Below are 23043 nucleotides of genomic sequence, written 5' to 3' on the forward strand. Positions count from 1 at the left end.
TTTAATACCCTCAAGCATACCGCGCCTTTCTCTCATACCGAAGTCGCTGATACAAATGCATTAGCAAATCTCCTGTTTAGACTTTACGGAATTGTCCAATATCCTTAATGGGTGACATACCAAACATACGAGAATATTCACGGCTGAATTGTGAGGCGCTCTCATACCCAACTTGATAAGCAGCATTGGTTACATCGGTGTTTTCGATCCGCATTAGACGACGGGCTTCCATCAGCCTCAACTGCTTTTGATATTGCATCGGACTCATTGAAGTGACTGCTTTGAAGTGACGATGGAATGATGCAGGAGACATATTTGCTTGCTTTGCCAAATCATCAACCCGCAATGTTTTTGTAAACTCAGCTTTGATCTGTTTGATCGCTTCCGCAATGCGCTGCATATGACTCCCAAATGTCGCAATCTGCCGAACTGCTTCGTCTTGTTCACCAATTAAAAGGCGGTAATAGATTTCGCGAACAATCATCGGTGCCAAAAATGGAATATGCTGTGGCGTATCTAAAAGCCGTGTCAGCCTGATGGCACAATCAATCAACGATTCATCAGCATCACTGACGAACAAGCCTCTGACTGAACTTTCTTTTTGATCTGGACTGTGCTGGATTTGATCGATAATATTCCAAAGCACAGTCGCGTCCAGACTGAGCTTAAAGCATAGATAGGGCTGATCCGGTGTTGCTTCGACAATCAATCCGCTGAGTGGCAGATCGACCGTGACCACGATGTATTGAGCCGTCCCATAGTGATAGGTTTCCTTGCCCAGTAAGGTTTCTTTTTTACCCTGAAGAATAATGCAAAGTGTCGGTTCATACACGGCACAGAGGGCTGTCGGAGCAGTAGATTCCCGCATCAATTCCAACTGCTCAATGGCGGTTGAATGGATACCGTTTCCTTTTCCATGAGTGTGCCGAATCACTAATGTTGCCAATTCTTGACATAAATTGCTCGCTGTACCCCGCTTCATTATTTCAATCGCCCTACTGGATGCTTGAGAAATTCAGCCATTTCCAAACACTTTATAGAGAATATTCACTCTGGTCAATCCTCCACTTGAGAGTATTAGGCAAGTATATGCAAGGTTTATGTATTTAGCGCCAACCCTTTCAATTCTATGATGAACTCATTTCAAGGGAAATGAGAGGATAAGGCAATGAGCAAGGTATAACAAACTTTGCAATTCTTCCCCCAAATCGGTCAAACGCTGTCCCAAGGTTGGATAGATCTGGAGCAGCGGTACGACACTTCGATTGTTGGGGAAACCCTCTCCGTTCAAGGATTTTTGCGACACACCCAATCATAGTTCCTCCGGCAAACAAGTAAGGAGGATGACGATGCGAGCAGCGCGAATGCACGGTTACTGTGACTGATCGGTTCCGTCGCAAAGAAACTCGTGGATCGATGATTTTGAGAAGCTACCTCAACCCCAGAAGGAGTGTACATGTTTACCCGCGCAGGATACCTTTTTGTTGCCGTCATCATTGCATGTTTGATGGGAACGCCAACTATGAATGCCTCTGAAACAAAGACCGAAGTGAACAAGCGACTGATTCAAGCAAGTTTTGATCGCTGGCGCGCTGGAACCGGAGGGCCGTTCGAGTTGCTTGCGGCTGATGCTACCTGGACAATTACAGGAAATTCTCTAGTTGCTAAAGAATATGCGTCTCGCAATGAATTTCTGGATGCAGTGATCCAACCGTTCAACGCCCGGTTGACCAAACCCCTATCCCCCACTATCCGCAGTTTATACAGCGAAGGTAACACAGTCATTGTGTTGTTTGATGGTGAGGCCACAGCAGTGGACGGTAAGCCCTATCGCAACACCTACGCTTGGTTCATGGAGATGCGGGACGGAAAGATTGTTAAAGTCATCGCATTCTTTGACTCGATAGCCTTCGATGAATTCTGGAGGCGCGTACCGCCGCGCGAGAAGTGATAAAACATTGCGATTTGCAGTACACCGAGCGTAACTGTCTATTTCGTACCCTGACTTGATAAAATTAGGCAATAACCTGCAAGGTTTATGTATTTATAACCTTTGTATTAAAGCCTAAGATAAACCCATACCAAAAAGGTAATGAAAGGATAAGGCAATAAAGGAGATCGACCAATGACTCAGAAAACATGGTTCATTACAGGTGCTTCCCGTGGAATTGGTGCCGAAATCGCGAAAGCTGTTTTGGCAGCAGGAGATCAATTAATTGCAACTGCCCGCAAAAAGACCGATCTGCATCAATTTGAGTCGAACCCAAATGTGTTGGCGCTCAGTTTGGATATTACCGATGAAGCTCAGGTGCAAGCGGCAGTTGCAGCAGGACTGGAACGCTTTGGGCAGATCGATGTGTTAGTCAACAATGCGGGATTTGGTGTACTCGGCGGTATCGAAGAAACCAGCGCCGAAGAGGTGGAGCGGGTTTATCGCACGAATGTCTTCGGGCTGTTGAATATGACTCGTGCCGTATTGCCCAGTATGCGCCAGCGCCGCTCTGGACACATTATCAACCTATCGTCGATCGGGGGCTATCGCTCTACTCCAGGGTGGGGCATCTACTCCTCAACCAAGTTTGCCGTTGAAGGCATTACCGAAGCGCTGCATGATGAGTTAGCGCCTCTGGGCATCCATGCAACGGTGGTCGAGCCAGGATACTTCCGCACCAATTTTCTCGATGGCAGTTCACTCCAGCGCACTGCAATGGAAATTCCCGATTACGCCGAGACAGTTGGTAAAGTTCGTAAAATCGCCTCTGACCTGAGCTATCAACAACCGGGAGATCCGACCAAGCTTGCCCAGGCGATGCTTCAACTCGCTAATGCGGATACGCCACCGCTACGGTTGCCTCTCGGAACAGACACCCTTCGAGCCATTGCTGAGAAAAACGCTTACGTCGAGCAAGAGACAGCACAATGGCGCACTCTGGCTGAATCTACTGATTATACCGTTTCACTTTAAGTTTGATACAGAAATAGGACTTGGCAGGAGGAAAGAATAAAAACCAATAAGCAAGCGCTCTAAGGCTTGATAAAAACAGTGGGTTTATTCTACTTATGAAAATCCTGCCATATCACCAGAAATTCTTGTAGCAGCAAAAGAATTGAAGGAGCGTGAAAAATCATTTAAATTACTTTTGCGTCAGGATTTAAAGGCAAGTGAATCAGCAAGACGAAGTATCTGCTCAATAAGTCGGGGTAGCGAATAAAAGTAAAAAGACTTGCTAAGATCCGATTTCATGAGAGTTAACTATATTCTTCTAACGCAGGCATTCTATTTGAATGCAAACGCTATATTATAAAGTTTGAGGATTGAGAGAATTTTTCTCGAATAATAGTATCCAATTCGGGGATTTTACAAGATAGAGAAATCCGGTCACGTATGTACTCGAAGAAGCTGATTCCCAATTTACGAGTAGTTGCAACAAGAGACATAAAAATGTCCCACGCCTTAGTACCCTCATTCGTTTGAGTTGCGTAACTAATTTTGCGTCGCTGCACCATAGTCCTAGCGGCTAATTCCGCAGGATTATTATGCAACGGTAATTCTGGATGTGACAAGACTAGCAACAGTTCGGATTCTTTAGCTGCTGTTAATTTTTTTCGCTCATCTAATTGTTTATATCCAGTTTCAGTACCAAATAGCTTCCAGAATTTAGACTTTAATTCCTGTTTTGTATCTGGGTTTTGGGAATCTCTGTAAGCTACTAATTCTCGGTAGTAATCCCAAAATTTCCCTAAAAATTTGTCTAACGTTTGTTGATAAAAACCCACAAATGGACTTAACTTTTTATAATGTCTTGCTTCATGTACCCAACATAAAGCCAAATTATCTGTGATTAATTTGAATTGGGGTGCATCATCGCAGACCAGAAATTCTACCACTGGTATTTCAGATTGCTGATGATAGAACGCAATTGCCGCAGCTTCTAAAACACGAGTGCGGTGTTGAACACCTAGCTTGCTTAAATACGTATCTAGCAAGAAATTAAACTCTGATTGCGTAAAAACTGTTTCTTGAGGCAATAATTTAATTTGATTGTGCCACTTAGTTGGTACATTAAAGCTGATGAGCAACTCATAGGTAAGCTCCCCCAGAACGTATTCCAGCTCTTGTGTGTTTTGCAAGACCCCAATTACGCTTAGTCGGTCTTTCTTCGCTGTAGTTGAGTAGACTGTGTAAAAGGGGTTACAAATTACATTTGTGGTATGATTTACCCCTTTAACACGGGCACTTGTTTGGTCTATGTGTTGCCAAGAGCTACTTTCTAACCCACATCTATAGACTTGATTAAATTCGGCTTCAAAATCGCCTGAGTTTTTAATTAGTAGATTTGATAAATAGCCTGCGGACATTGAGATGCCAATATTCTCCAAAAATTCCCGCAATTTACCTTGAGTCAGATTGCCACCATAATATAGGCTCATCACTAAAGCCTTGATTCCTGGACCAAACTCTCCATCGTATCCAGGTGGTAAAGATGCTAAATATGTTTTTCCCTCACTTGGCGAGTAATATTTTTCTTTACGGAATAATACGTTATCCGTTAAGAGTGAAATATCTTGAATGATTACCTGTTCGTAGCCTTTGAACTGTGCATCAGGCGGTAACTCACTCGATGGATAATCAAGAATTTCTGTCCGGTCTACTTTTATACTCTTATTTTTGCTACTTTTAGTATGTTTTTTTGGAGTGTGTCGTTCTTTCTCGGATGAATGATTACTCTTGAACCCTTTAGGCTTATTGCTCTTTATCTCTGGTTTACCCTGTTCACCTTTAAGACGATTGTTTTCGTCCCGTAATTTTTGGTTTTCTTCACTTAGTTCTTTAATTTTTAATTGTTGCTGCTCTATTACGTTTAGCAGAATAGTTAATGTATGCCGCAATGATTCATCTGCAAACTTTGATGGGTCGATGGTTTGCAACAATGCCTCTACTTGTTTTTCTGGAGATTGCTTTTGCGCCATGTCATATATTTTACGACGCTATGTGCATCTATCTACTTTTTCTTTTTTCTACTACCCCGATTTATTGAGCGGATACCTGGAACGAAACAAATTCAACCTGCAAATTCCAATACCAACTCAAAAGCTTCCAGTTCCCCTCTGTATTTTCCGATAACAATATTTATACATCAGACTCACTTTCAAGCAGTTGGATAGAACAGGTGCATGGATTGTTAGCAACTACACTCGAAAACATATCCGGTAGTTTGCCCACTGAGGGAAAATCTCGTTTAAGTTCCCTTGGTCAATACCTATTTAAACACCTCTTCCCCACAGAACTACAAAGCGACTTTCGTTTTTTAATATCCCAAAATTCAACTTTTACACTTTTAATTCTCGCTGACCAAGAAGCCTGGATACCTTGGGAACTGTTATATGATGGGCAGAAATGTCTGGGTGATCGCTTCATCATTAGCCACTGGCTACAAGAATTAAACGACACCAGACCCTACGAATTTCCTGTAGGTACAGTTAACATCGCTCATTACGCCAACGTCGAACAACCCCAACTTTGGGCTACTCTCCTCGAAGCCCCCGGCGCACCTCCACCCCAACCTTTACCAGCAGGTGTATTGCATGACTCCACGGAAGCTATACGGGGTTTGCATTTAATTCGCTACAGTCAGTCCTCAGATGCAGCCAACCTTCGTAACGCTCCCGTAACCTTAGACAATATCAACAATACAGAAGATATAGAACTCCAAATGCGTCCCACCAAACTAAACCTGCGGCGCAATCGTCCATTTGTTACCTTGAGTTACGTGAAAACCGATACACCAGAATTGACAGCATTAGAAAACACATGGGCATCCGCCTTTATCCGCGCTGGATGTAGCGGCTTCACTGGTTCCCTCTGGGCTGTAGAACCAGCAGTGGAAGCTGCCTTTATTAGCTGCTTTTACAACCGTCTGTGGGCTGGCGCTTCCTTGGGTGAAGCGTTTTATACTAGCCGTCAATTAGCCCGTGCATCTACACCTGATTCCCTCGACTGGCTAGCCTACGTTCTGTTTGGCGACCCAATGGCGCGTCCTTACCGTCCCGTTCCTGGTGATGGCTATGCTATTGTCGAACCTATAGGACGGGAAATTGATGACCCATTGCCTCCTGGTGCGATCGCTCGTTTTCGTGTTACTCTGCGAAGAAATCCCCCTGTGTGGCATGAAGATAGAGTTATCGAGGTAGCAGAGAATCTCGTCTTTGAAAATTTACAGGTACATATCGTAACCTATGGTCTGCAAGTGATTCCAGATTTGCCCGTCACGATGACACTTACTGCTAAAGGTGATTATTTAGGCTGGTTTACCCTAGTTGTACCTAATGAAATTACTGATACCTCAGCTTTAGTTCAGGTGTACTTTGCAGATGGGATGCGACCAATTCATAGCCTAAATTTCTCTCTCAACATAGAGAATGGGAGGGAAGAATGAGCGGTATTAGTAGCGCTATTCGCCATCAAACAATGGCATCTTTTTTACCAATTGTAATTCCTAAAGAAAATTATTATAATATTGGTTGGCAAAAGTTTAATATAACTGCCACTGATGAAGAACTTCTGAAATTTACAAATAATGTTTTAGAGTCTTTTTTGAGACTAGAAAAAGCAATTAATCAAGCCAAAAGTATCAAATTAGATGCGGAAACTTGCCAGCAAGAAATGAAAGAACTGGCAAAGTGGGGTTTAGCAGCTTACCGCAGATTTTTTGAAGAAGAAGGCTCCCGTCAACTTATCGAAGGTCGCTGTAAAATGATGGGCGGCGAAACCCCAGCGCCCACCTTTATATCTGAGCGGGTAATTTTTCCTTGGGAAGTACTATATGCAGGGGATAATTATCAAGGAGCTAATCCAGAAATGTTTTGGGGACTGCGCTACACTCCCGCTCGAATTCTTACTCCCGAAAAAGATATCTCTCGCTTTTTAGCAGACAGAACTACACCATTAGATATGATGTTTTGTCTGCATCATCGACTGCGAGAAGCTCATCAAAATGAATGGCTGCTAATTCAAAAACTGATTCGCAGTTACCAAAATAGCCGATGCTCTCTTCTTTCGGCAGCAGGTAAATTAATAGGGGTTGAAAGTGGAGAAAACCTACTTGATTATTTCATAGAAGCTAACCATAACATTTTGCATTTTGCATGTCATTGTCTGTCAGAAGAACTAGATATTGATACCCTGCTATTTACTTTATTAAAAGATGAAGGACAAGAAGGCGAACCCTTAGTGATTAAATTAGGAGCTATATCTTTCATTTTGGTAAAAGAAGATAAACGATTTCAGTGCCAACCATTAGTCTTTCTAAATGCCTGTCAGTCAGCAGGTGGTACTGATGCCTTACGCAAAACTTTTAACTTACCCCAAATGTTTATTAAGCGAGGTGCTGAGGCGGTAATTGCAACCGCTTGTCCCGTTCCCGACCGTTTTGCTGCGGCGTTTGCTCAACAATTTTATACATTTTTTATAGATAAACAAATGACAATTGGGGAAGCCCTACAAGCTACCCGCAGATATTTTATAGAGGAGTACAATAACCCTTTAGGTCTGGCTTATGGTCTTTATAGTCCGCCTTACTATCGACTAACTCAACCCTTGGCTACAGTAGGTGTCGCCTAATGACAAACTACCCATCTACCTCAGCAATTACCCAAGCAGAATTAGAGAAGTTACTGATGCAACTGCAACAATTGCGCTCCTCAATTACTACTGCACGCGAAACAATTGCACCACTAGAAACAAATCTCGCAGCAGCTTACAACGAATTTCAGGCGGTAGTTGGTACATTACGTCGCCAGTCAATGCGCTTGCAAGCAGAAATTGCCTCCCTTCGCAGCCAAATTCAATGTTTCACCCAGGATGAAGACGACACCCAACAGCAGGATGTTGTAAACGATAATTTTCTCTACCAGGAAGAACAAACAACAGAATTTAGTCTAAAAGACCCAGAAGCGATTGGGAAAGATATGCTATTAGAGCATATTTTTCGGTTATTAGATCCTGATGTCAACGCTGAGGATGCAGAGTTATTCGCTAATCTCCAGGGTTTATGCAGTGACGCTACTGCCAGTTTAGCTGATGTTTTAGAAGAATTACCTTGGGGAGTAGTTTGGATAACTCGTAACTCCCAAGAAAACTTGACACAGCAATACCAACGTCTGAAGATTTGGGAGGGAGCGTTAAACCGACAGCTACAAAATTTAAAGCAAGCAACAGAACGTTTGTATAAAGATTCACGTTACGGACTTTGGCAGCAACAGCAAAAAAGTCAAGAACACTGGCATAATTTTCTCAATCAATGTATCGAACAGCAGCAAGACCAAAATTACGAATTACAGGCTGAGTTAGACAAATTAAAAGAGGAGTGGGGGCGTATCACCCTTCGGGTTCGCCACTTGCCTGCGACGGGAAACCCGTCTACAGCAGTGGACTCACCAGCAATAAGAGATTATGAGTAGTAAAGACTATCAACTTGATTTACCAGTACCAGTAGGGGTAGAAGATTTGCCTATCCCCGTTGCTGATACTGCACCGCAACAAGAACAACCTAGCGATAAAGCCTTTTTAGAATGGAGTAACTTGGCAAGTCAGCGCCATGTTCGCTCTTTAGCTTTTGACCCAACACAGGGAGATTTATGGTTGGCGACTGGGGGAGGGATACTGCACTGGAAGCTTGAATTAAACCGATTTGTTAGATATGCCAGCGAACATGGTTTGCCAGGTAACTCAGTGTTAGCAGTTACCGTAGATGGTGCAGGTCAAGTTTGGGCTGCTCACGAACAATTTGGAATTTATTATCTAAAAAATGATACTTGGCGACCTTACCGCATTCTGGGCGAGGTAAAGGTAAGTTGTTTGACTTTGGACTCTACTGGTAAACTTTGGGCTGGAACTGCTAGCGGTATTTATGCTATCAACACTCCAGACCGCAAACCCGCTATCGAATTACCTCCTGCTGGGTTTCCTCCAAGAGCAATGGCAATCGCCAACGAAAATGATATTTGGCTGTGCAATGCTCAAGGCGTTTATAATGACAAAAATGCTAGTTGGGTGCGTACTAGCGACAGCGTGCAGCCAGATGTTCTCACGCTAGCTCGTCAAGGTGAAAACCTGTGGTTAGGAACTTTTCGTGGACTGGTACGCATTGACTTATCAACGAACAAATCGCACAAAATTGATACTAAATTTCCTGGTGAAGTTACTGCCCTAGCTCCCCATCTGCAAGGAGTTTGGGCAGCCTGTGGCGGACAGGTGGGTTTAGCAACAGAAACTGGTTGGACACCATTGACAGAAAAGCGATTTAATGCAAATATTACCAGCTTGCTAGCAGGTAGAGACGATCAAGTATGGATTGGTACTCATGATGGACTGTTGCGCGGAGAGAACAAACAAATACTTTTGCACTTAACAGATAATCCCCCTGATGTCATTGGGTTAGCTTCCCGCGAAAAATCTCCACCCACTTTCAGTAGTTTAGTGCAAGCACTGTCAGTGCAGCAATTTGCAGACCGTTCTATTTTATGGATTGGTACGGCACTAGGTTTATTTCGATATGACTTATTTACCGAAAGTTGGCGACGCTATGGACAACTTGCTAGCCAAGATATCCGCGCCATCATCACCAGCCAAGACCAAGAAACTGTTTGGGTTGCGAGTTGGAGTAGTGGTTTACATGGCTTAAAACAGCAGAACGAACTCCAAACCGCGCCCAATATTTCTGAACCAATTTTAACCCTAACTGCTGGAAGTGATCGCTACTGGGCAATTGGGTTAGATGGTCTCTATCAGTACAAAAATTCAGCTTGGGTACAAGTAATTTCTAACAAAGTACTACCTGTGAGGGGATGGCTGCAAGCAATTGCCCAAGCTGTCACAGACCATGTTTGGCTAGGTACTTCGGCAGGATTGTTGTTATAGAACCCATTTGACATCTTGTGAGGTTTTGAATTAAGGTACTCCTCAGCATCTAAAATCCAATACTAATGGCGTATTCCAGCAACCTCACTGATGCAGAATGGGAAATTTTTGAACCCTTATTGCAAGAGATATTACCGACTAAGAAGCAGACTCGACCGACCAACTGGCCAAAGCGAGATATCTTCAATGGAATTCTCTATCAACTAAAAAATGGATGCAATTGGCAAGACTTACCTAAAGACCTCCCCCCTTATTCCACTGTATATTGGCACTACAAACAGTGGCGAGCAGCCGGGGTATTTGAGGAACTGATGAGTGTCTTACATGGACAAGTGCGTGAACAGGTAAAAAAAAAACCGCACTGGACGACATTGATCATCATTGACTCCCAAGCAGTGAAAAATACCTGCAACGCCAGTGTGGAGTCGAAAGGTTTTTGCTTCTACAAAGCCACCAACGGTATTAAAAGGCATTTGGCTATTGACACCCTTGGGTTTCCCTTTTTTACGCTCTGTACTCGCGCCAATGTCTCGGATGATGCCGGATTAATTGAGATGTTTACTCTCAACATCGACTACTTCAAGTCAAAACCTATCGATATTCCCAAGATTACTATCCTGCTAGATCATGGGTATCACCCAGAATATTTGACTCAGGAGTTAGAGCGAATTTACCCAGAGATCATGACCAAAATTCAGTTTCAACTTTCTACGAAACCCTCAAAACAAGAGAAAGCGGCACAAGGAAAATCTGGATTTGTTCCGGCAATAGCTAGATGGGTGATCGAACGCTCCAATGCTTGGATGGAGCGCTGTAAAATTCTGGTTAAGAACTTTGAACGAACCCTGGTTAGTGCCACTGCCAAACTCAATATCTGCTTCATCAGGCTAATGATTAAGAGGCTTGCAGCACCTTCTTAGATGTCAAATGGGTTCTATATAAAACTGATACAAAAGGACTGACTCCAATTACTGGTAACTTAGGTAGCGCAGATGTGCGATCGCTACTAGCAATTAATAGAGATGAGTCAGAACAGGTTTGGGTGGGTACAAGTCAGGGGTTATACATAGGCAATGTTGACAACTGGGAACTAATACCTGAGCTTGAAAACCGAGTCATAACAGCCTTGGTATGGGATAGGAACAATAGCAGTTTATGGGTTGGGACAGATAGGGGGCTATTTTGTCTGCTAAGTCAGGGTAATAGCTGGAAAATCAACGAATTTAATATCCATAATAGTGGCTTAGGGGCAAATCGAGTTACAGCACTGACCATCAGTACTGGTGAACATAAAGAGACTAAATTATGGGTAGGTACACCTTCTGGTTTAAGTTGCTACACATATTAAAAAATCTAAAATTGAAAGGGGAGTAGACGGTGAGTGAGGTAGATATTTTAGGGATTGATTTAGGGACAACCAATTCAGCGATCGCAATTTGGGAACCAGACACAGGACAGGCGAGAGTTTTGTCTAACTCAGAAGGCGATCGCCTCACTCCCTCTGTTGTGATGTTCGATACCCAAACAAATCAACCCATTGTCGGTAAATCAGCTTTGGGTTTCATCACCACTCACCCCAACCAAGTCATCTACTCCGTAAAACGCTTTATGGGCTGTACCTTTCGTGACGAACGGGTACGCATCGACCAAACTCAAGTTACTTATACTATTGCAGAAGTGCAGCAGAGCAAAGTTGCTGTTTATGTTGGTGAAGAATTTTTTACACCTCCACAGATTTCTGCCCAAGTTCTGCGTAAGCTGAAAGAAGATGCTGAGGCAACTTTGGGTAAAATAATCTCCCAAGCTGTCATTACTGTTCCGGCTTATTTTAGTGAATCTCAGCGTCAGGCTACGAAAGAAGCCGGAGAATTAGCTGGGTTACGGGTTCGTCGAATAATTAATGAACCAACGGCTGCGGCTTTAGCGTTTGGCTTGGGTACAGAACCCCAAACAGTCGCGGTTTATGACTTGGGTGGTGGTACATTTGATATTTCAATTCTGAGAATTGAACATGGTTTGTTTCGGGTAAAGGCTACTAGCGGCGATACCCATTTAGGTGGGGATGATTTAGATTTAGCAATTATGAGTTGGATGAAGAAAGCGTTCAAGCAGCGGCATGGTGTAGATTTACCTATTGCAAAAGATAATAGCTTGCGTTCCCAATTCAGAAAAACAGCAGAAATTGCCAAAATTGCACTGACCCAAGCCACAGAGTATCAAATTAGTATTCCAAATCTTTTTGCTGTAGAAAAACAGTATTTGGGGCTAGAAGCAACATTAACTCGTATTGAGTTAGAAAAACTTGTGCAACCTTTTATCAACCGCACCTTAGATATCTGCGATGCAACTTTGAAAGAAGCAAAGTTGCAAGCCACAGACATTGACCAAGTATTGTTTTGGACTTTGGACAAAAAGAAGTTTGTTCGCGAGTCACACTCGCGAACAAAAAACTAGTCATCAGAAATTACCCCAGTTATTTTACAAACTGAGTCAGACTGAGTTAAACGCCTAAAGCCTAAGAAAATTTATGCGGCTTTGACTTTAGCGAGTGTTGATTTTGACTTCTTCTTGACAACAGGATGCTTAGTTCGTTGTGTTTGAACTTGACCTTGAACTCGACCGATGGAATTTCCTCTGGTTTTGGGAGAACGAGCGGGTGTACCAATCTCTGAAATAATTCTCTGAAAATCGCGTTGCACTACACTTGGAGTGGCAATTTTATCATTGTTTTGTTCTAAATAACGCTCCCATGGCCTGGGTAAGTGTGTTGCTAACTCCCTTGCCGCCCACAACTGTACGTAAGCTAGGATTACTAAATGTATCCAATTTTCCTCATGCAAAACATCTGGAGTTTGAAACTGCGTCATCAACAAACGCTGCTTGCTAAATCGCAGCATGTGTTCAATATCAAACCTTTGTCTATAGCAATGGTTTGCAACCGTAGGTGAGATTTCTCCACGTTGCTCACCTATGACAATTAACCACATTGGTTTCCAGAGAGATTGATTAGTATCATCAGTCACATGAATTCTGAGCAGAGTAAAAGGATGACAATACATTTTTTGGTGCTTGGTTCCCCTCATCAACATTTGATGCCAAGCGAGTATGGTGATGTTTAAAAGACGACCCTTACAGGTTGTCTGCTGAATTTGTGTTGTCTCGTCGGGAGAGTGCCAAGTTTCAACATCAGCTAAATTAAACCGTTCACCGTATTTTTTTGGACAACCACGTTTTTTCTTTGACTCATCAACGGGTGGAGATTGGTAGAAAATTCGATTACTACGAACTCTGGCTATCACTACCACATTTTTGTGTTTGGATTGGTCAAACAGAAATGAACGCTGACTATAGGCGCTATCTGCTACTAAGACGCACAATTTTTCCTGCCAGGGCAGTGATGAATCAGACATTACTGAGGAAATTTGTTCACTACCCACATCAACACCAGTTTTATCAAGTGATACCCTTTCTCCTGATATTGGTATTGACCAAGGGGCGGCATTCCCAGTTTCTTTCTCTGGTAAGATAGAAAGTATCGAATAAGAATGACCAATATTAATCGGTTTGTTACCCTTGATAGTATTTGGCTGGTAAATATACCCACGTTCAGCTAAAGTCCTCGCGTAAGGACGCGGATGCGGTGTTGTATCAAGAGCGAATAAGTAAAAAGGGCGTTGTTGTGGTTGCTTAATTAACTCAGATACCACCCTAATTAAGTTATTGGGTTTTTCTTGTTCTTCTTGTTCTTCTTCTTCATTGTTCTTCTCCTGAATATTTGTATTAAATGATTTTTGAATTGCTTTATAAATAGAATTATAGCTTCTGGGAAACAAAGGACTTAAAGATAACTCCGCAATTGAATTGGCTCCCGTATTACCCGCAAGCGCATCCAACAAATCCATACAGGCGTCGCTACATGAAGAAAAACAGTTGTAAATTTTTTGTCTAAAATCTTGAAATTGCGCTATTAATTGATTGTTATTAAATTTTGGCATAGCCATCAGTATTTACCCAAAGATACTTTGTAGTTGATATTACTATTTGTTGGGGGTCTGATGGCTATGCTTTTTTCTGCTCGTCACTATAAACAAGATTAATCATTCATTTATTCGCGAGTCACACTCGCGAATAAACTTCTTTTTGTCCAAAGTCCAAATTGTTAGTTGGTGGACAAACCAGATTACCTGCTATTAAGGAAGCACTGCGCGATCGCTACGGTTGGACAATCAACGATTCTGTAAACCCAGACGAAGCTGTAGCTAGAGGTGCGGCGGTTCAGGGGGCAAGATTATGTGGTTATCTTCGGGAGGAGGTGAAACTCTGGGACATAACACCCTTGTCTTTGGGAATTGAATTGGCTAACAGCAAGATGGATGCGATTATTTGTGCCAATGAACCGATACCAGTTACCAAGTGGCGCAAGGGTTCCCAAGCTTTTACTACTCAGCGTGACGGACAAGAAAGTATCCGCTTCCGCATTTATCAAGGTGAACGACCAATTGCAGGGGACAATGAATTTATCGGTGAAGTGGTTCTCAACCTAGCAACTACTCGTCCGGCTGGGGAGGTTCGGGTTAATTGTATGTTCAAAGTTGACCATGATGGTATTCTCCATGTATTAGCAGAAGATATCACCACCGATGGACAACCTGTAGAGAAGACATTTGACCGCTTTTATCGCTTGACTCAACAAGAGGTAGACCAGAAACTTGAAGAAGCGAAAGTGCATGAAAATGAAGACGCTGTTACCAATCGGATTTTTCAGTTGGAAGAAGAAATAACCCGACTGCAACGTGTGATTAATCAAGATAAAACATCTGACAATCTACTGTTAGAAACTGGGAGCAACGCGAAAATGTTAGATCATCGCTTTTTGGGGCAGGGGGAGCAGGGGGAGCAGGGGGAGCAGGGGGAGTAAAGAGAGAAGTTGGTAATCTTTACTACAATAAATACTTGAGATACACTTAATTTCTTTCTCTTCCCCTGCCTCCCCTGCCTCCCCTGCCTCCCCTGCCTCCCCTGCCTGCCTCCCCTGCCTCCCCTGCCTCCCCTGCCTCCCCTGCTTGCCCACCTCACAAAATCGCATTGCTCCCTTAGAAACTTTAGAAAACTTGAAAGCAGCTATTAATAGCCGCGACGTTAACCAAGCAGAGGAACTACTTACCGAACTCAAAAGCAAAATCATCAACTAATAATTTGTGCAATTTGCGGTAATCGCAGCGATAGATTTGTATAAAAAGAAGAACTTTAAATGCAGAATGTTAAAACATGACTCAAAATAATCGTCGCTGGACTATGATGGTCTACATGGCCGGAGACAACGGCAAGGTTTTCGAGCAACTTCAAGGTAAACGCTTGATGGCTCCGATGGAGGCGCAAGGCTATCAAGACATTGCAGAGATGGAAGCTGTGGGGTCTACTCCAGATGTGGCTGTTTTGGTGCAGTTTGATACTTTATCTGACCGCGAACACACATACCGCATATATATTCGCCCTTCAGAAGAACCCAGGCAAATTGAAAATATCCCAGAGCAGAATACGGGCGATCCTCGCTCATTACGAGACTTTATTGTTTGGGGAATTGAAAATTATCCCGCAGAAAACTACGCGGTGATTTTGTGGAATCACGGTACTGGTTGGAAAGAAGATGACATCTATGCTTTTGCGCGATCGCGTGGTGTTCAAGTGCAGGCGAGTGAAGATGAAGTGCGTTCCCTTACCCGAAATAATCGAAGATTGTCTCGTGCTTTTTTCCTTTCCTCAATTACGGAAGTGCTGGAACTAGATGATGAAGATTCACGAGCGATCGCTTTTGATGATTCGTCTTTAGACTTCCTGGATAATGCCAAACTTCAGCAGGCTTTTCAGGAAGCAGAAGCGATTACGGGTAAAAAAGTTAGCTTAATTGGCATGGATGCCTGTTTAATGGGCATGGTGGAAGTGGCTTACCAGTTGCGAACAAATGCTAATTATATGGTTGCATCGCAAGAGGTAGAACCCCTAACAGGTTATCCCTACATAGCAATTTTGCAGAATTTAACCGCCCATCCAGAAATGACATCGGAAGTATTGGCAAAGTTAATTGTACAGGAGTACGGGCGTTACTATGAGGGAGAATCGCGGGGCAGTGTCACTCAAATTACTCAATCAGCGACTAATTTGAGAGTAGTTGAAAAACTAGCTGAGGCGTTGGGAAGATTGGCAGATATTTTGCGTCAATTGGTGGTAGAAGAAGATATTTATACTGAGAAAGCGCTGTACCATGCTCAACGTAAAGCCGTGCGTTTTAAGGATAGTGATTTTGTAGATTTATATGACTTTTTAAGTGTTTTACGGGATAAATATGCTGGGAATAGTGATGAATTAACCCAGGTTATTGATGAAGTGATGGATTTGATGATTGTTAAAGTTGAACCGCAATTAATTTTAGCAAATATGACTTCAGGTGTGAGATTTGAACGTGTGAAGGGGCTGTCGATTTATTCGCCAATGAGAGGTTATTGTCAGTTTTACGAGAGGTCAGATTTTGCTAGTTGTGGGTGGGGAGAGTTTTTGCAGAGGCTTAATGATTTGGTTTAAGGATTGCGTATCAAGAGGAAGTAAAATATTTTGACCCAGTTAGATAGGAAAATGTAGCATTATTTTGTTTCCAGGTGTTAGCCTGCGATATATTCGATTTATGACCTCGGAATTTCCAATTTTACTTGTTACACAAAAAGCTTATGAAGCATCCTCAAATGAAACTTTAGGTAGCAAATATAAGTTTTGGTTTGACCACGAAGAACTTGGTCGTTGTCTTTATAAGCAAAGCCGAGAAAACCTGGGGGAAGACTGGGCAGAAAAAGTCGCATCAGAATTATGCGAACTATTGGGACTTCCCCATGCTGTTTATGAATTGGCTTCAACTTGGGAAGGCTCACGCGGTGTAGTCTCACCCAACTTTTTATCACAAGGGGGGACGCTTGTTCATGGTAACGAGCTTCTTTCCTCAATTGTGCCGAACTACCCTGCGTTTGGGACTTATGGTATATCACAACATACAATAGATGTAGTGCTGAGGGCGATCGCAGGCGAATCTGTAAATTTACCCATTGATTGGACACCGCCCTCTGGCATCCAAACAGCAGTAGATGTGTTTGTTGGCTATCTTCTGCTAGATGTGTGGGTTGGTAATGGAGACCGTCACCACGAAAACTGGGGGATTGTCCGAATGAAAACAGCATCGACTTCAGAAGAAACGGAACACCTAGCACCTAGTTACGACCATGCTTCAAGTTTAGGACGCGACCTCTCTGACTCTCAAAGACAGAAACGCTCAGTTGCGGCTTATGCAAACAAATGTTTCTCAGCATTTTATGGCAGTGTTGATGATAGAAAGACTCTTAAAACTTTTGATGTGTTCTCACTCGTTGCTAATCGCTATCCCGAAGCAGCTTGTGTGTGGTTGGCGCGACTTGAAAATATTTCCCAAGCCAATATTTTAGATATTTTTAATCGCATTAACCGCTCGCGCATCTCTCCCGAAGCAAGTAATTTTGCTCAGTCCATTCTGGAAATCAATAAACACAGGCTACTTACCTTGAGGGAAACACTATCTTGAAGACAACGAAAACATTATTTTTAGCTTGGCAAGACCCTATTAGTCGCTTTTGGTTTACCATTGGTCGGTTAACCTTTGACCAAGGTATTTATCAATTTGTCTATACCCAAGGTGTAAAAGAGGCTGAAGAGAAATCTGCTTTTAAACCTTTGTCGTCTTTTCCACGCTTAGATGAAATCTATACATCAACTCAGTTATTTCCAGTGTTTGCTAATCGGTTAATGTCGCGATCGCGTCCCGATTATTCAAGTTTTATTGAATGGCTCAATATTCCGAATGATGAAAATGACCCAATTACAATTTTAGCCCGCAGTGGGGGCGAACGAGAAACAGATACACTCGCCGTTTTTCCTTGTCCAGAAGTTGATGAACAAGGACAGTACCATCTTTACTTTTTCTTGCATGGGTTACGACATCTGCCAAGTAGCGCTATTGAGCGGATTAATCAGCTTGAATTTGGGCAAAAGTTATGGCTAGCTCACGAATTTCAAAACCCCTATGATTCTCAGGCTTTAATTCTAGACACCGAAGACCATTACATTGTTGGTTATTGTCCGCGATATTTGCTTGCAGAAATTTTTGAGTTACTTGAACAAAATTCTAACTTAGAGGTGCAGGTAGAGCGTGTCAATAAACCTCCAACTCCGCTCCAATTTCGCTTGCTGTGTAAAATGAGTGTTGATGCTCAAGATGATTTTCGTCCCTTCTCAAGTCGTCAGTATCAGCCACTTGTTGCACAGATTGCAACTGCTATAAAATCTACTTGAAAGGTAGCAAAGCTATAATAGTCTTAGAAATTCCTGTTGGGTAATTTCTAAGACTATTTGTTGTCTCGCATAGAACAACTGAGACTTGTCAGTATATGAGCTTTACTGTGGCTGATCACCACCATTGGGTATCATTAAGACACTTGCTGCCGCAGCCAAAGATGTCCCACACCAGGGACAGCCAACTTGCAAGTTCTCAAGAGGGGAAACTTTATGACATCTGGGGCATTCTAAGCCATAAACTCCCTGCGGCATTGCAGAAGGTGGTGTTAATCGATGGTGTGCCACTGGTTGTGCTGCTAGTAAAGTTGCTGGTATAGCTGCTGGTAAAACTCCATCAATTAACCCTTCTTCTCTAGCTCGAATTTCCGTTTGAATTCGCAAATTTTTGTTTGCATCTGGGTAAACTCCCAGCAAATCGTAAATTTTTGTCCAGTAGTGACGTACTGTTCGTTCTGCAACATTCATGCGCTGGGCGATCGCTTTATCTTGTAATCCTTCCTCAAATGCGAGAGTCAGTACACTCAACCACTCTGGTTTGACTTCTAATCCTGAATAGATATCTTTGACATCTTTCGTATAAGTTAATCCTTGTAATGCCAAATCTACTCTGGTCAACATTTCTTCGACGGAAAGAGCTAGATCCGCAACTGTAAAACCTCCTTCGTGAACACTAATCAAAGTCTTTAAGCGGACAAGCGCACGGGGATAGGTACTTTGCACTACAATATTAAGATTCGGATATTGCTGCATTAATGTTTTGAGAAACTGAATTCCGACATCTATTTCAGCAGTTTTTCCGATCATTTGAGGCATAGACAAATCAGTAATCATCAAGTCAGGTAAACATGGATTGTTTGCGAAAATATTTAGTGCTTCCTGTGCAGTTTCAGCGCTGGTAATTTCTGCATTCGGATACTGTTGTTTAAGTACTTCAATTGTTCCAGATAAAACTAATTTGTGATCATCAACTACTAGGAATTTCTGTCTGTTATCTTGGGAAGCAGGTTGATTTAATCCTATCTGTGGGACATTAAAATTAATTCCAACAACTCGCGTTTTGGGTAAACAACTAAATTGCTTTACAGCTTTAACCAAATCACCCCGAACAAAACTCTTTATCCCTTGACCATAAACTAACAACGGCTCAAAACCTGCTTCTATCAAAGGCTCCGCCAAATTCTCCACCAACGAAGCCAACCTCAAAACTTCGCCCATATCCTCCTCCTGCACCCTCTGACTCAACCTAAACGCCAACTCCCGCGCCGCCTCATGCGGCTTGGTATACGCCAACGCTGTCCACTCCTGCGCCTCCCGCAAATCCTGTGTATCTGCGTCATCATCAGTCAATCGCTGCGCCACATAATCCAGTAAAAACTCCCCCAACTCATCAAACCTTTCTTGCCCAAACTCCTCCTTCAATTCCCGCAACAACAAATTGCGATCGCTAATATCCATCTCATACATTTCATAACCCACTTGCCGACACAACCGCGACAGCAACACATGAGCTACCGCAGTCCAAGGGGCTTCGGGAACAAAGTTTGCCCAAATTTGGTAGAGTAAATCGGGCGTAAGTACCAAAGGAAACGCCGCATGACGAGCCAAGTTGCGGTGTGCTTCCCCAAAATACTGGGCAAACCCTTCAATCCGTCGCTGGGCAATCCTGACTGCACGGCTTTGGTTAATGTCTGCGGTCACATCAGCCATGAGTACTTACCTCCCCAACTATATATCGACCTCGCAACACACTAATTGCCGCACTCATTCCCTGCGGACTCATCTCAAACATCGGTACAAAACGGGCAATCTCTCCAGCAGTAGTTTGTCGCCAGCATTCAGTAGGCATGGGGTTGAGCCAAGCAAAATAACGAACCGACTGCTGTAACTGCTCAATCCACATCTTAGTACTGTCAACCCGTTCTTGGTCAAAATTCTCCCGTGCTGCCCCAGCATCGCTAACAATTAATACTACTGCTCGTTCGCCAATTTCCTCTAACACTTCAGAAACAGCCTTGGCATCAAGCATCGCCGCATGACGATATAAATATTCATCTGGGTAGTCGTGAAAATAAAATACATTAGTTGTTCTCAGCCGTCCTCCCCGTTCTGCTGTTTCCACCAACTGCCGCGACAAATCGTGAAAAGGCACCATCGAGCCTTCTTGGTCAATTAGTAGCACCAAATCCGTGCGATTGGTACACGGTGGCATCATCACAGGTTGCAGTAAAATACCCTCACGCCCAATTTTTGCTACCGTTGCCTCAACATCTAACTCTGTGGCTACTCCTTGGCGCACCGGACGACGCATATAACGCCAGCATTGCTTCATTTGTCGCTTGGTAACAGGAAAATACTCTGTCAAAAGCATATAGCGGCGGCGTTTCATCTCCCTATCCCCGCGACTGCTCCGTACAGCTTGGACTGCTTGCACTGGTTCTGGGATAATACCAGGTGTCTCTAAATCAGACGATTGGTCGTCAAGTAATGACTGCTCATCCGTAGGTGAATTAGAAGTATCGGGTTTTGTGCTTTTGTCTTCTTGCTTTGACTTTGGCCACCACATCTCCCTAAACAAACGTCGAATCAGGCGATTTTCCTCCTCAGATTTTGCCCATAACATACAGCAAAGCTGCTCTAATTCTTGGTGATCGCTAATTCCAAAACCTGCTTCTAAACTACGTACAACCACCAAATATTCTTCAACCCCCAACGGCAAACCATGTCTCTGTCGCAAGCTGTTAAAAATATCCAACAGTGGTAGTTCTTCAAGTTTCATACTTCAAATACCGCAGATGGTCTTCCCATTTTTTCAACAGAACTTCTGGAAAAGGTATTTCTCCCTCCAACTGCTTTAACACCTCATCTTCAGGAAATTGCCGCAACACTGCAAACCAATCTAGCAACTCACTGGTGCTAACTTTTTTCCCTGCTTTCCCCTTCTCCATTTTCTGCCGCAATTCGCTAAAACGCTTCACTGTAGCCTCCACCAAATCAGAGGAAGATTCCAAAAAGTGTGACTTGACAATATTAGCTAACTGTGGATAAGGAAACTGAATATAATAAAACAGACAACGCCGCAGGAAAGCATCAGGTAAATCCTTTTCATCGTTGCTGGTAACGATGACAATGGGAGGGTAATTTGCTTTTACTTCTTCTCCCTTTTCTTCAATCGTAAACCTCTGTTCATCTAACTCTCGCAACAAATCATTGGGGAAGTCAATATCAGCTTTATCAATTTCATCAATTAGCACTACAGTGCGTTGTTCATTTTTAAACGCACGTCCCAAAGGCCCCAGTTTGATGTAATTGTCTAAATTCTCGACTTTGGAATTGCTAGCTTCCCCCATGCGAGCAAGTTGAGCATCATGCAAACGACCAACAGCGTCGTAAGTGTAGAGTCCATCCCTGGCTCTGGTTGTAGACTTAATATACCAAGTTTCGTAGGGTAAACCCAACTCGTAAGCTACTGCCTGCGCTAAGGTGGTTTTACCGCATCCCGGTTCACCTTTGAGCAATAAGGGACGTTTTTCTAAGAAAATGGCAAGATTAACAGCTTTGATGAGTTCGGGTGATGGTAAGTAAGGAGAAAGCCCATACTTTTGGCAGTCCTGGAGTGAAATTGGCTTGCCAGCATAATATTGCTTACCATTGGCGGTGAGTACACTTGCTAAATCAACCATTTCGCTAACTCTCCTTCCCAACTATGACCACAGTGGCAGCAAATTTCTTCATAAACAAATTCTGGGACACCGTTTTCTGTTTTCTCTAACAATATTTTGGCTGTTAATCCAGTAGGTATTCGCATACTCTCCATCGCCGTCACCATGTCAATCCAATCATCTAAGACATCTAACCCAAAGGGACTAACGGGTGGTAAGTGCAGAGGGATGCGGGGATACTCCGGTTCATCGAATTGCTTTGCCAACAGGACATTTGACTCACAAACACTGCCGCTATTATCTACCAGAAACATTAGTAAATGTGTATTATGTTGAGTCGGAAGGGAATTTGCTTCAACTTGTGTCACCAGTGGTTCCCAAAATTCTTGCAGCCATGCCACTAGAACTTTTGGCGGCATATAATCCACGGTGTAAAATATCAAAATCACATCTTTAGTTAGCAGGCGATCGCAAATTTTGTGAGTAATCTCCTTTGGTTTTACATCTTTCGGTAAATGAAACCAAGATGCTAGCTGTCGCCACAGGTGAGGGATACTTCTACCTGCACCGTTGTGACTTACGTCGATTTTAATTGGCGAGATATTTTTCCACTCTGGCTTCAACCGGAACAAACGATTTACCAAAAGTTGCTGTCCGCAGTAAGGTTCGCCGTGAACTAAAAAAGCAGCAGTTCGGTGTAATTCCATAACTTTTTTAACTAACCGCGCCTGCGACTTAAAATCCATTTGCAACAGCAGGTCAAATAGTAAATGCGCTGGTGTTTGAAAACCTTGAAATTCTGCGATAATTTTATCAATGTTTCTCTGGATATCTACGCCGACATCTTTACGGATTTCTGTTAGTAAAGCACAAATTGCAGGTTTGCCGGGGGTAATTTCGCTATAGATATCTAGCACCTTAACCATATCAGTTATAAAAATATCTTTTGAAGTATTCCAAGCAATACGCTTGGATATAGTTTCATTAAGACCAAAAGCTTTAGCTAAATAGGATTGGCAATCCTTCTCATCCTTGAAATGTTGGGTGAGAAGAGGCAATATTTTTTGCATTAAATCACTATTTATTGCCATACAG

General features: G+C 43.0%; 20 protein-coding genes and 1 pseudogene. 14 read left to right on the forward strand and 7 right to left on the reverse strand.

The genetic code is table 11. The features are described 5' to 3' along the window. Positions 1-76 precede the first annotated feature (76 nt). Complete coding sequence (locus IQ276_RS34875; protein ID WP_193912832.1) at positions 77-982, reverse strand: AraC family transcriptional regulator; 906 nt, start codon at positions 980-982, stop codon at positions 77-79. 474 nt (positions 983-1456) lie between these two features. Here IQ276_RS34875 and IQ276_RS34880 point away from each other — a divergent pair, with 474 nt between their 5' ends. Beyond that, positions 1457-1951: a nuclear transport factor 2 family protein gene (locus tag IQ276_RS34880; protein WP_193912833.1), complete on the forward strand. Its 495-nt coding sequence runs from the start codon at positions 1457-1459 to the stop codon at positions 1949-1951. Positions 1952-2125: 174 nt separating this feature from the next. Further along, complete coding sequence (locus IQ276_RS34885; protein ID WP_193912834.1) at positions 2126-2965, forward strand: oxidoreductase; 840 nt, start codon at positions 2126-2128, stop codon at positions 2963-2965. A 329-nt stretch (positions 2966-3294) separates the two neighbouring features. Here the strand turns inward: IQ276_RS34885 and IQ276_RS34890 are convergent, their stop codons facing one another. After that, entirely contained in the window at positions 3295-4971 is a 1677-nt protein-coding gene (locus IQ276_RS34890) for an IS66 family transposase (RefSeq protein WP_235116243.1), read from the reverse strand. Positions 4972-5171: 200 nt separating this feature from the next. Between IQ276_RS34890 and IQ276_RS34895 the strand changes: the two genes are divergently transcribed. The 7 genes from IQ276_RS34895 (at position 5172) to IQ276_RS34925 (ending at position 12373) form a co-directional block, all read left to right on the forward strand. Then, positions 5172-6437 carry a CHAT domain-containing protein gene (locus IQ276_RS34895; protein ID WP_235116244.1) on the forward strand — a complete coding sequence of 422 codons (1266 nt, stop codon included), beginning with the start codon at positions 5172-5174 and terminating at the stop codon, positions 6435-6437. Then, positions 6434-7621 carry a CHAT domain-containing protein gene (locus IQ276_RS34900; protein ID WP_193912837.1) on the forward strand — a complete coding sequence of 396 codons (1188 nt, stop codon included), beginning with the start codon at positions 6434-6436 and terminating at the stop codon, positions 7619-7621. The genes IQ276_RS34895 and IQ276_RS34900 overlap by 4 nt, the downstream gene beginning before the upstream one ends. Beyond that, positions 7621-8460 (forward strand): hypothetical protein, encoded by an 840-nt coding sequence (locus tag IQ276_RS34905; RefSeq protein ID WP_193912840.1) that lies wholly within the window; start codon positions 7621-7623, stop codon positions 8458-8460. The genes IQ276_RS34900 and IQ276_RS34905 overlap by 1 nt, the downstream gene beginning before the upstream one ends. Beyond that, positions 8453-9919 carry a ligand-binding sensor domain-containing protein gene (locus tag IQ276_RS34910; protein ID WP_235116245.1) on the forward strand — a complete coding sequence of 489 codons (1467 nt, stop codon included), beginning with the start codon at positions 8453-8455 and terminating at the stop codon, positions 9917-9919. Before IQ276_RS34905 ends, IQ276_RS34910 begins: the two co-directional genes overlap by 8 nt. 65 nt (positions 9920-9984) lie before the next feature. Continuing rightward, positions 9985-10839 carry an IS5 family transposase gene (locus tag IQ276_RS34915; protein ID WP_235115308.1) on the forward strand — a complete coding sequence of 285 codons (855 nt, stop codon included), beginning with the start codon at positions 9985-9987 and terminating at the stop codon, positions 10837-10839. A 74-nt stretch (positions 10840-10913) separates the two neighbouring features. Further along, complete coding sequence (locus IQ276_RS34920) at positions 10914-11267, forward strand: two-component regulator propeller domain-containing protein (RefSeq protein ID WP_235116246.1); 354 nt, start codon at positions 10914-10916, stop codon at positions 11265-11267. Positions 11268-11296: 29 nt separating this feature from the next. Next, a complete protein-coding gene (locus tag IQ276_RS34925; protein ID WP_235116247.1) occupies positions 11297-12373 on the forward strand; it encodes an Hsp70 family protein in 1077 nt (358 codons plus the stop codon). A 71-nt stretch (positions 12374-12444) separates the two neighbouring features. Here IQ276_RS34925 and IQ276_RS34930 read toward each other — a convergent pair whose 3' ends face one another. Then, on the reverse strand, positions 12445-13920 hold the full coding sequence (locus IQ276_RS34930) for an NF041680 family putative transposase (protein WP_228043575.1): 1476 nt from the start codon (positions 13918-13920) through the stop codon (positions 12445-12447). Positions 13921-14075: 155 nt separating this feature from the next. Here IQ276_RS34930 and IQ276_RS34935 point away from each other — a divergent pair, with 155 nt between their 5' ends. The 5 genes from IQ276_RS34935 (at position 14076) to IQ276_RS34950 (ending at position 18286) form a co-directional block, all read left to right on the forward strand. After that, entirely contained in the window at positions 14076-14837 is a 762-nt protein-coding gene (locus IQ276_RS34935; protein WP_235116248.1) for an Hsp70 family protein, read from the forward strand. A 145-nt stretch (positions 14838-14982) separates the two neighbouring features. After that, complete coding sequence (locus IQ276_RS40475) at positions 14983-15111, forward strand: hypothetical protein (RefSeq protein WP_255264373.1); 129 nt, start codon at positions 14983-14985, stop codon at positions 15109-15111. 76 nt (positions 15112-15187) lie between these two features. Beyond that, a complete protein-coding gene (locus IQ276_RS34940; RefSeq protein ID WP_193916658.1) occupies positions 15188-16498 on the forward strand; it encodes a clostripain-related cysteine peptidase in 1311 nt (436 codons plus the stop codon). 100 nt (positions 16499-16598) lie between these two features. Then, positions 16599-17519 (forward strand): HipA domain-containing protein, encoded by a 921-nt coding sequence (locus tag IQ276_RS34945; protein ID WP_235116249.1) that lies wholly within the window; start codon positions 16599-16601, stop codon positions 17517-17519. Beyond that, the gene (locus IQ276_RS34950) at positions 17516-18286 is read left to right on the forward strand and encodes an HIRAN domain-containing protein (protein WP_193916662.1); all 771 of its coding nucleotides are present in this window, start codon (positions 17516-17518) and stop codon (positions 18284-18286) included. Before IQ276_RS34945 ends, IQ276_RS34950 begins: the two co-directional genes overlap by 4 nt. A 336-nt stretch (positions 18287-18622) precedes the next feature. Here IQ276_RS34950 and IQ276_RS34955 read toward each other — a convergent pair. From IQ276_RS34955 to IQ276_RS34970, 4 genes and pseudogenes are all read right to left on the reverse strand, one after another. After that, positions 18623-19309, reverse strand: a pseudogene (locus IQ276_RS34955) (response regulator); the annotation flags it as partial. Positions 19310-19988: 679 nt separating this feature from the next. After that, positions 19989-21065, reverse strand: coding sequence for a hypothetical protein (locus tag IQ276_RS34960; protein ID WP_193916664.1), 1077 nt, complete (start codon positions 21063-21065; stop codon positions 19989-19991). Continuing rightward, on the reverse strand, positions 21055-21969 hold the full coding sequence (locus IQ276_RS34965) for an AAA family ATPase (protein WP_193916666.1): 915 nt from the start codon (positions 21967-21969) through the stop codon (positions 21055-21057). The genes IQ276_RS34960 and IQ276_RS34965 overlap by 11 nt, the downstream gene beginning before the upstream one ends. Next, positions 21957-23039: an XRE family transcriptional regulator gene (locus IQ276_RS34970; protein ID WP_193916668.1), complete on the reverse strand. Its 1083-nt coding sequence runs from the start codon at positions 23037-23039 to the stop codon at positions 21957-21959. Before IQ276_RS34970 ends, IQ276_RS34965 begins: the two co-directional genes overlap by 13 nt. Positions 23040-23043 lie beyond the last annotated feature (4 nt).

This window comes from Desmonostoc muscorum LEGE 12446, from assembly GCF_015207005.2.
Classification (GTDB): Bacteria; Cyanobacteriota; Cyanobacteriia; order Cyanobacteriales; family Nostocaceae; genus Nostoc; species Nostoc muscorum.

Coding starts and splice junctions, on each gene's coding strand:
- IQ276_RS34875 (WP_193912832.1), bottom strand. CDS start 982: ATGAAGCGGGGTACAGCGAGCAATTTATGTCAAGAATTGGCAACATTA.
- IQ276_RS34880 (WP_193912833.1), top strand. CDS start 1,457: ATGTTTACCCGCGCAGGATACCTTTTTGTTGCCGTCATCATTGCATGT.
- IQ276_RS34885 (WP_193912834.1), top strand. CDS start 2,126: ATGACTCAGAAAACATGGTTCATTACAGGTGCTTCCCGTGGAATTGGT.
- IQ276_RS34890 (WP_235116243.1), bottom strand. CDS start 4,971: ATGGCGCAAAAGCAATCTCCAGAAAAACAAGTAGAGGCATTGTTGCAA.
- IQ276_RS34900 (WP_193912837.1), top strand. CDS start 6,434: ATGAGCGGTATTAGTAGCGCTATTCGCCATCAAACAATGGCATCTTTT.
- IQ276_RS34905 (WP_193912840.1), top strand. CDS start 7,621: ATGACAAACTACCCATCTACCTCAGCAATTACCCAAGCAGAATTAGAG.
- IQ276_RS34910 (WP_235116245.1), top strand. CDS start 8,453: ATGAGTAGTAAAGACTATCAACTTGATTTACCAGTACCAGTAGGGGTA.
- IQ276_RS34915 (WP_235115308.1), top strand. CDS start 9,985: ATGGCGTATTCCAGCAACCTCACTGATGCAGAATGGGAAATTTTTGAA.
- IQ276_RS34930 (WP_228043575.1), bottom strand. CDS start 13,920: ATGGCTATGCCAAAATTTAATAACAATCAATTAATAGCGCAATTTCAA.
- IQ276_RS34940 (WP_193916658.1), top strand. CDS start 15,188: ATGACTCAAAATAATCGTCGCTGGACTATGATGGTCTACATGGCCGGA.
- IQ276_RS34945 (WP_235116249.1), top strand. CDS start 16,599: ATGACCTCGGAATTTCCAATTTTACTTGTTACACAAAAAGCTTATGAA.
- IQ276_RS34960 (WP_193916664.1), bottom strand. CDS start 21,065: ATGAAACTTGAAGAACTACCACTGTTGGATATTTTTAACAGCTTGCGA.
- IQ276_RS34965 (WP_193916666.1), bottom strand. CDS start 21,969: ATGGTTGATTTAGCAAGTGTACTCACCGCCAATGGTAAGCAATATTAT.
- IQ276_RS34970 (WP_193916668.1), bottom strand. CDS start 23,039: ATGGCAATAAATAGTGATTTAATGCAAAAAATATTGCCTCTTCTCACC.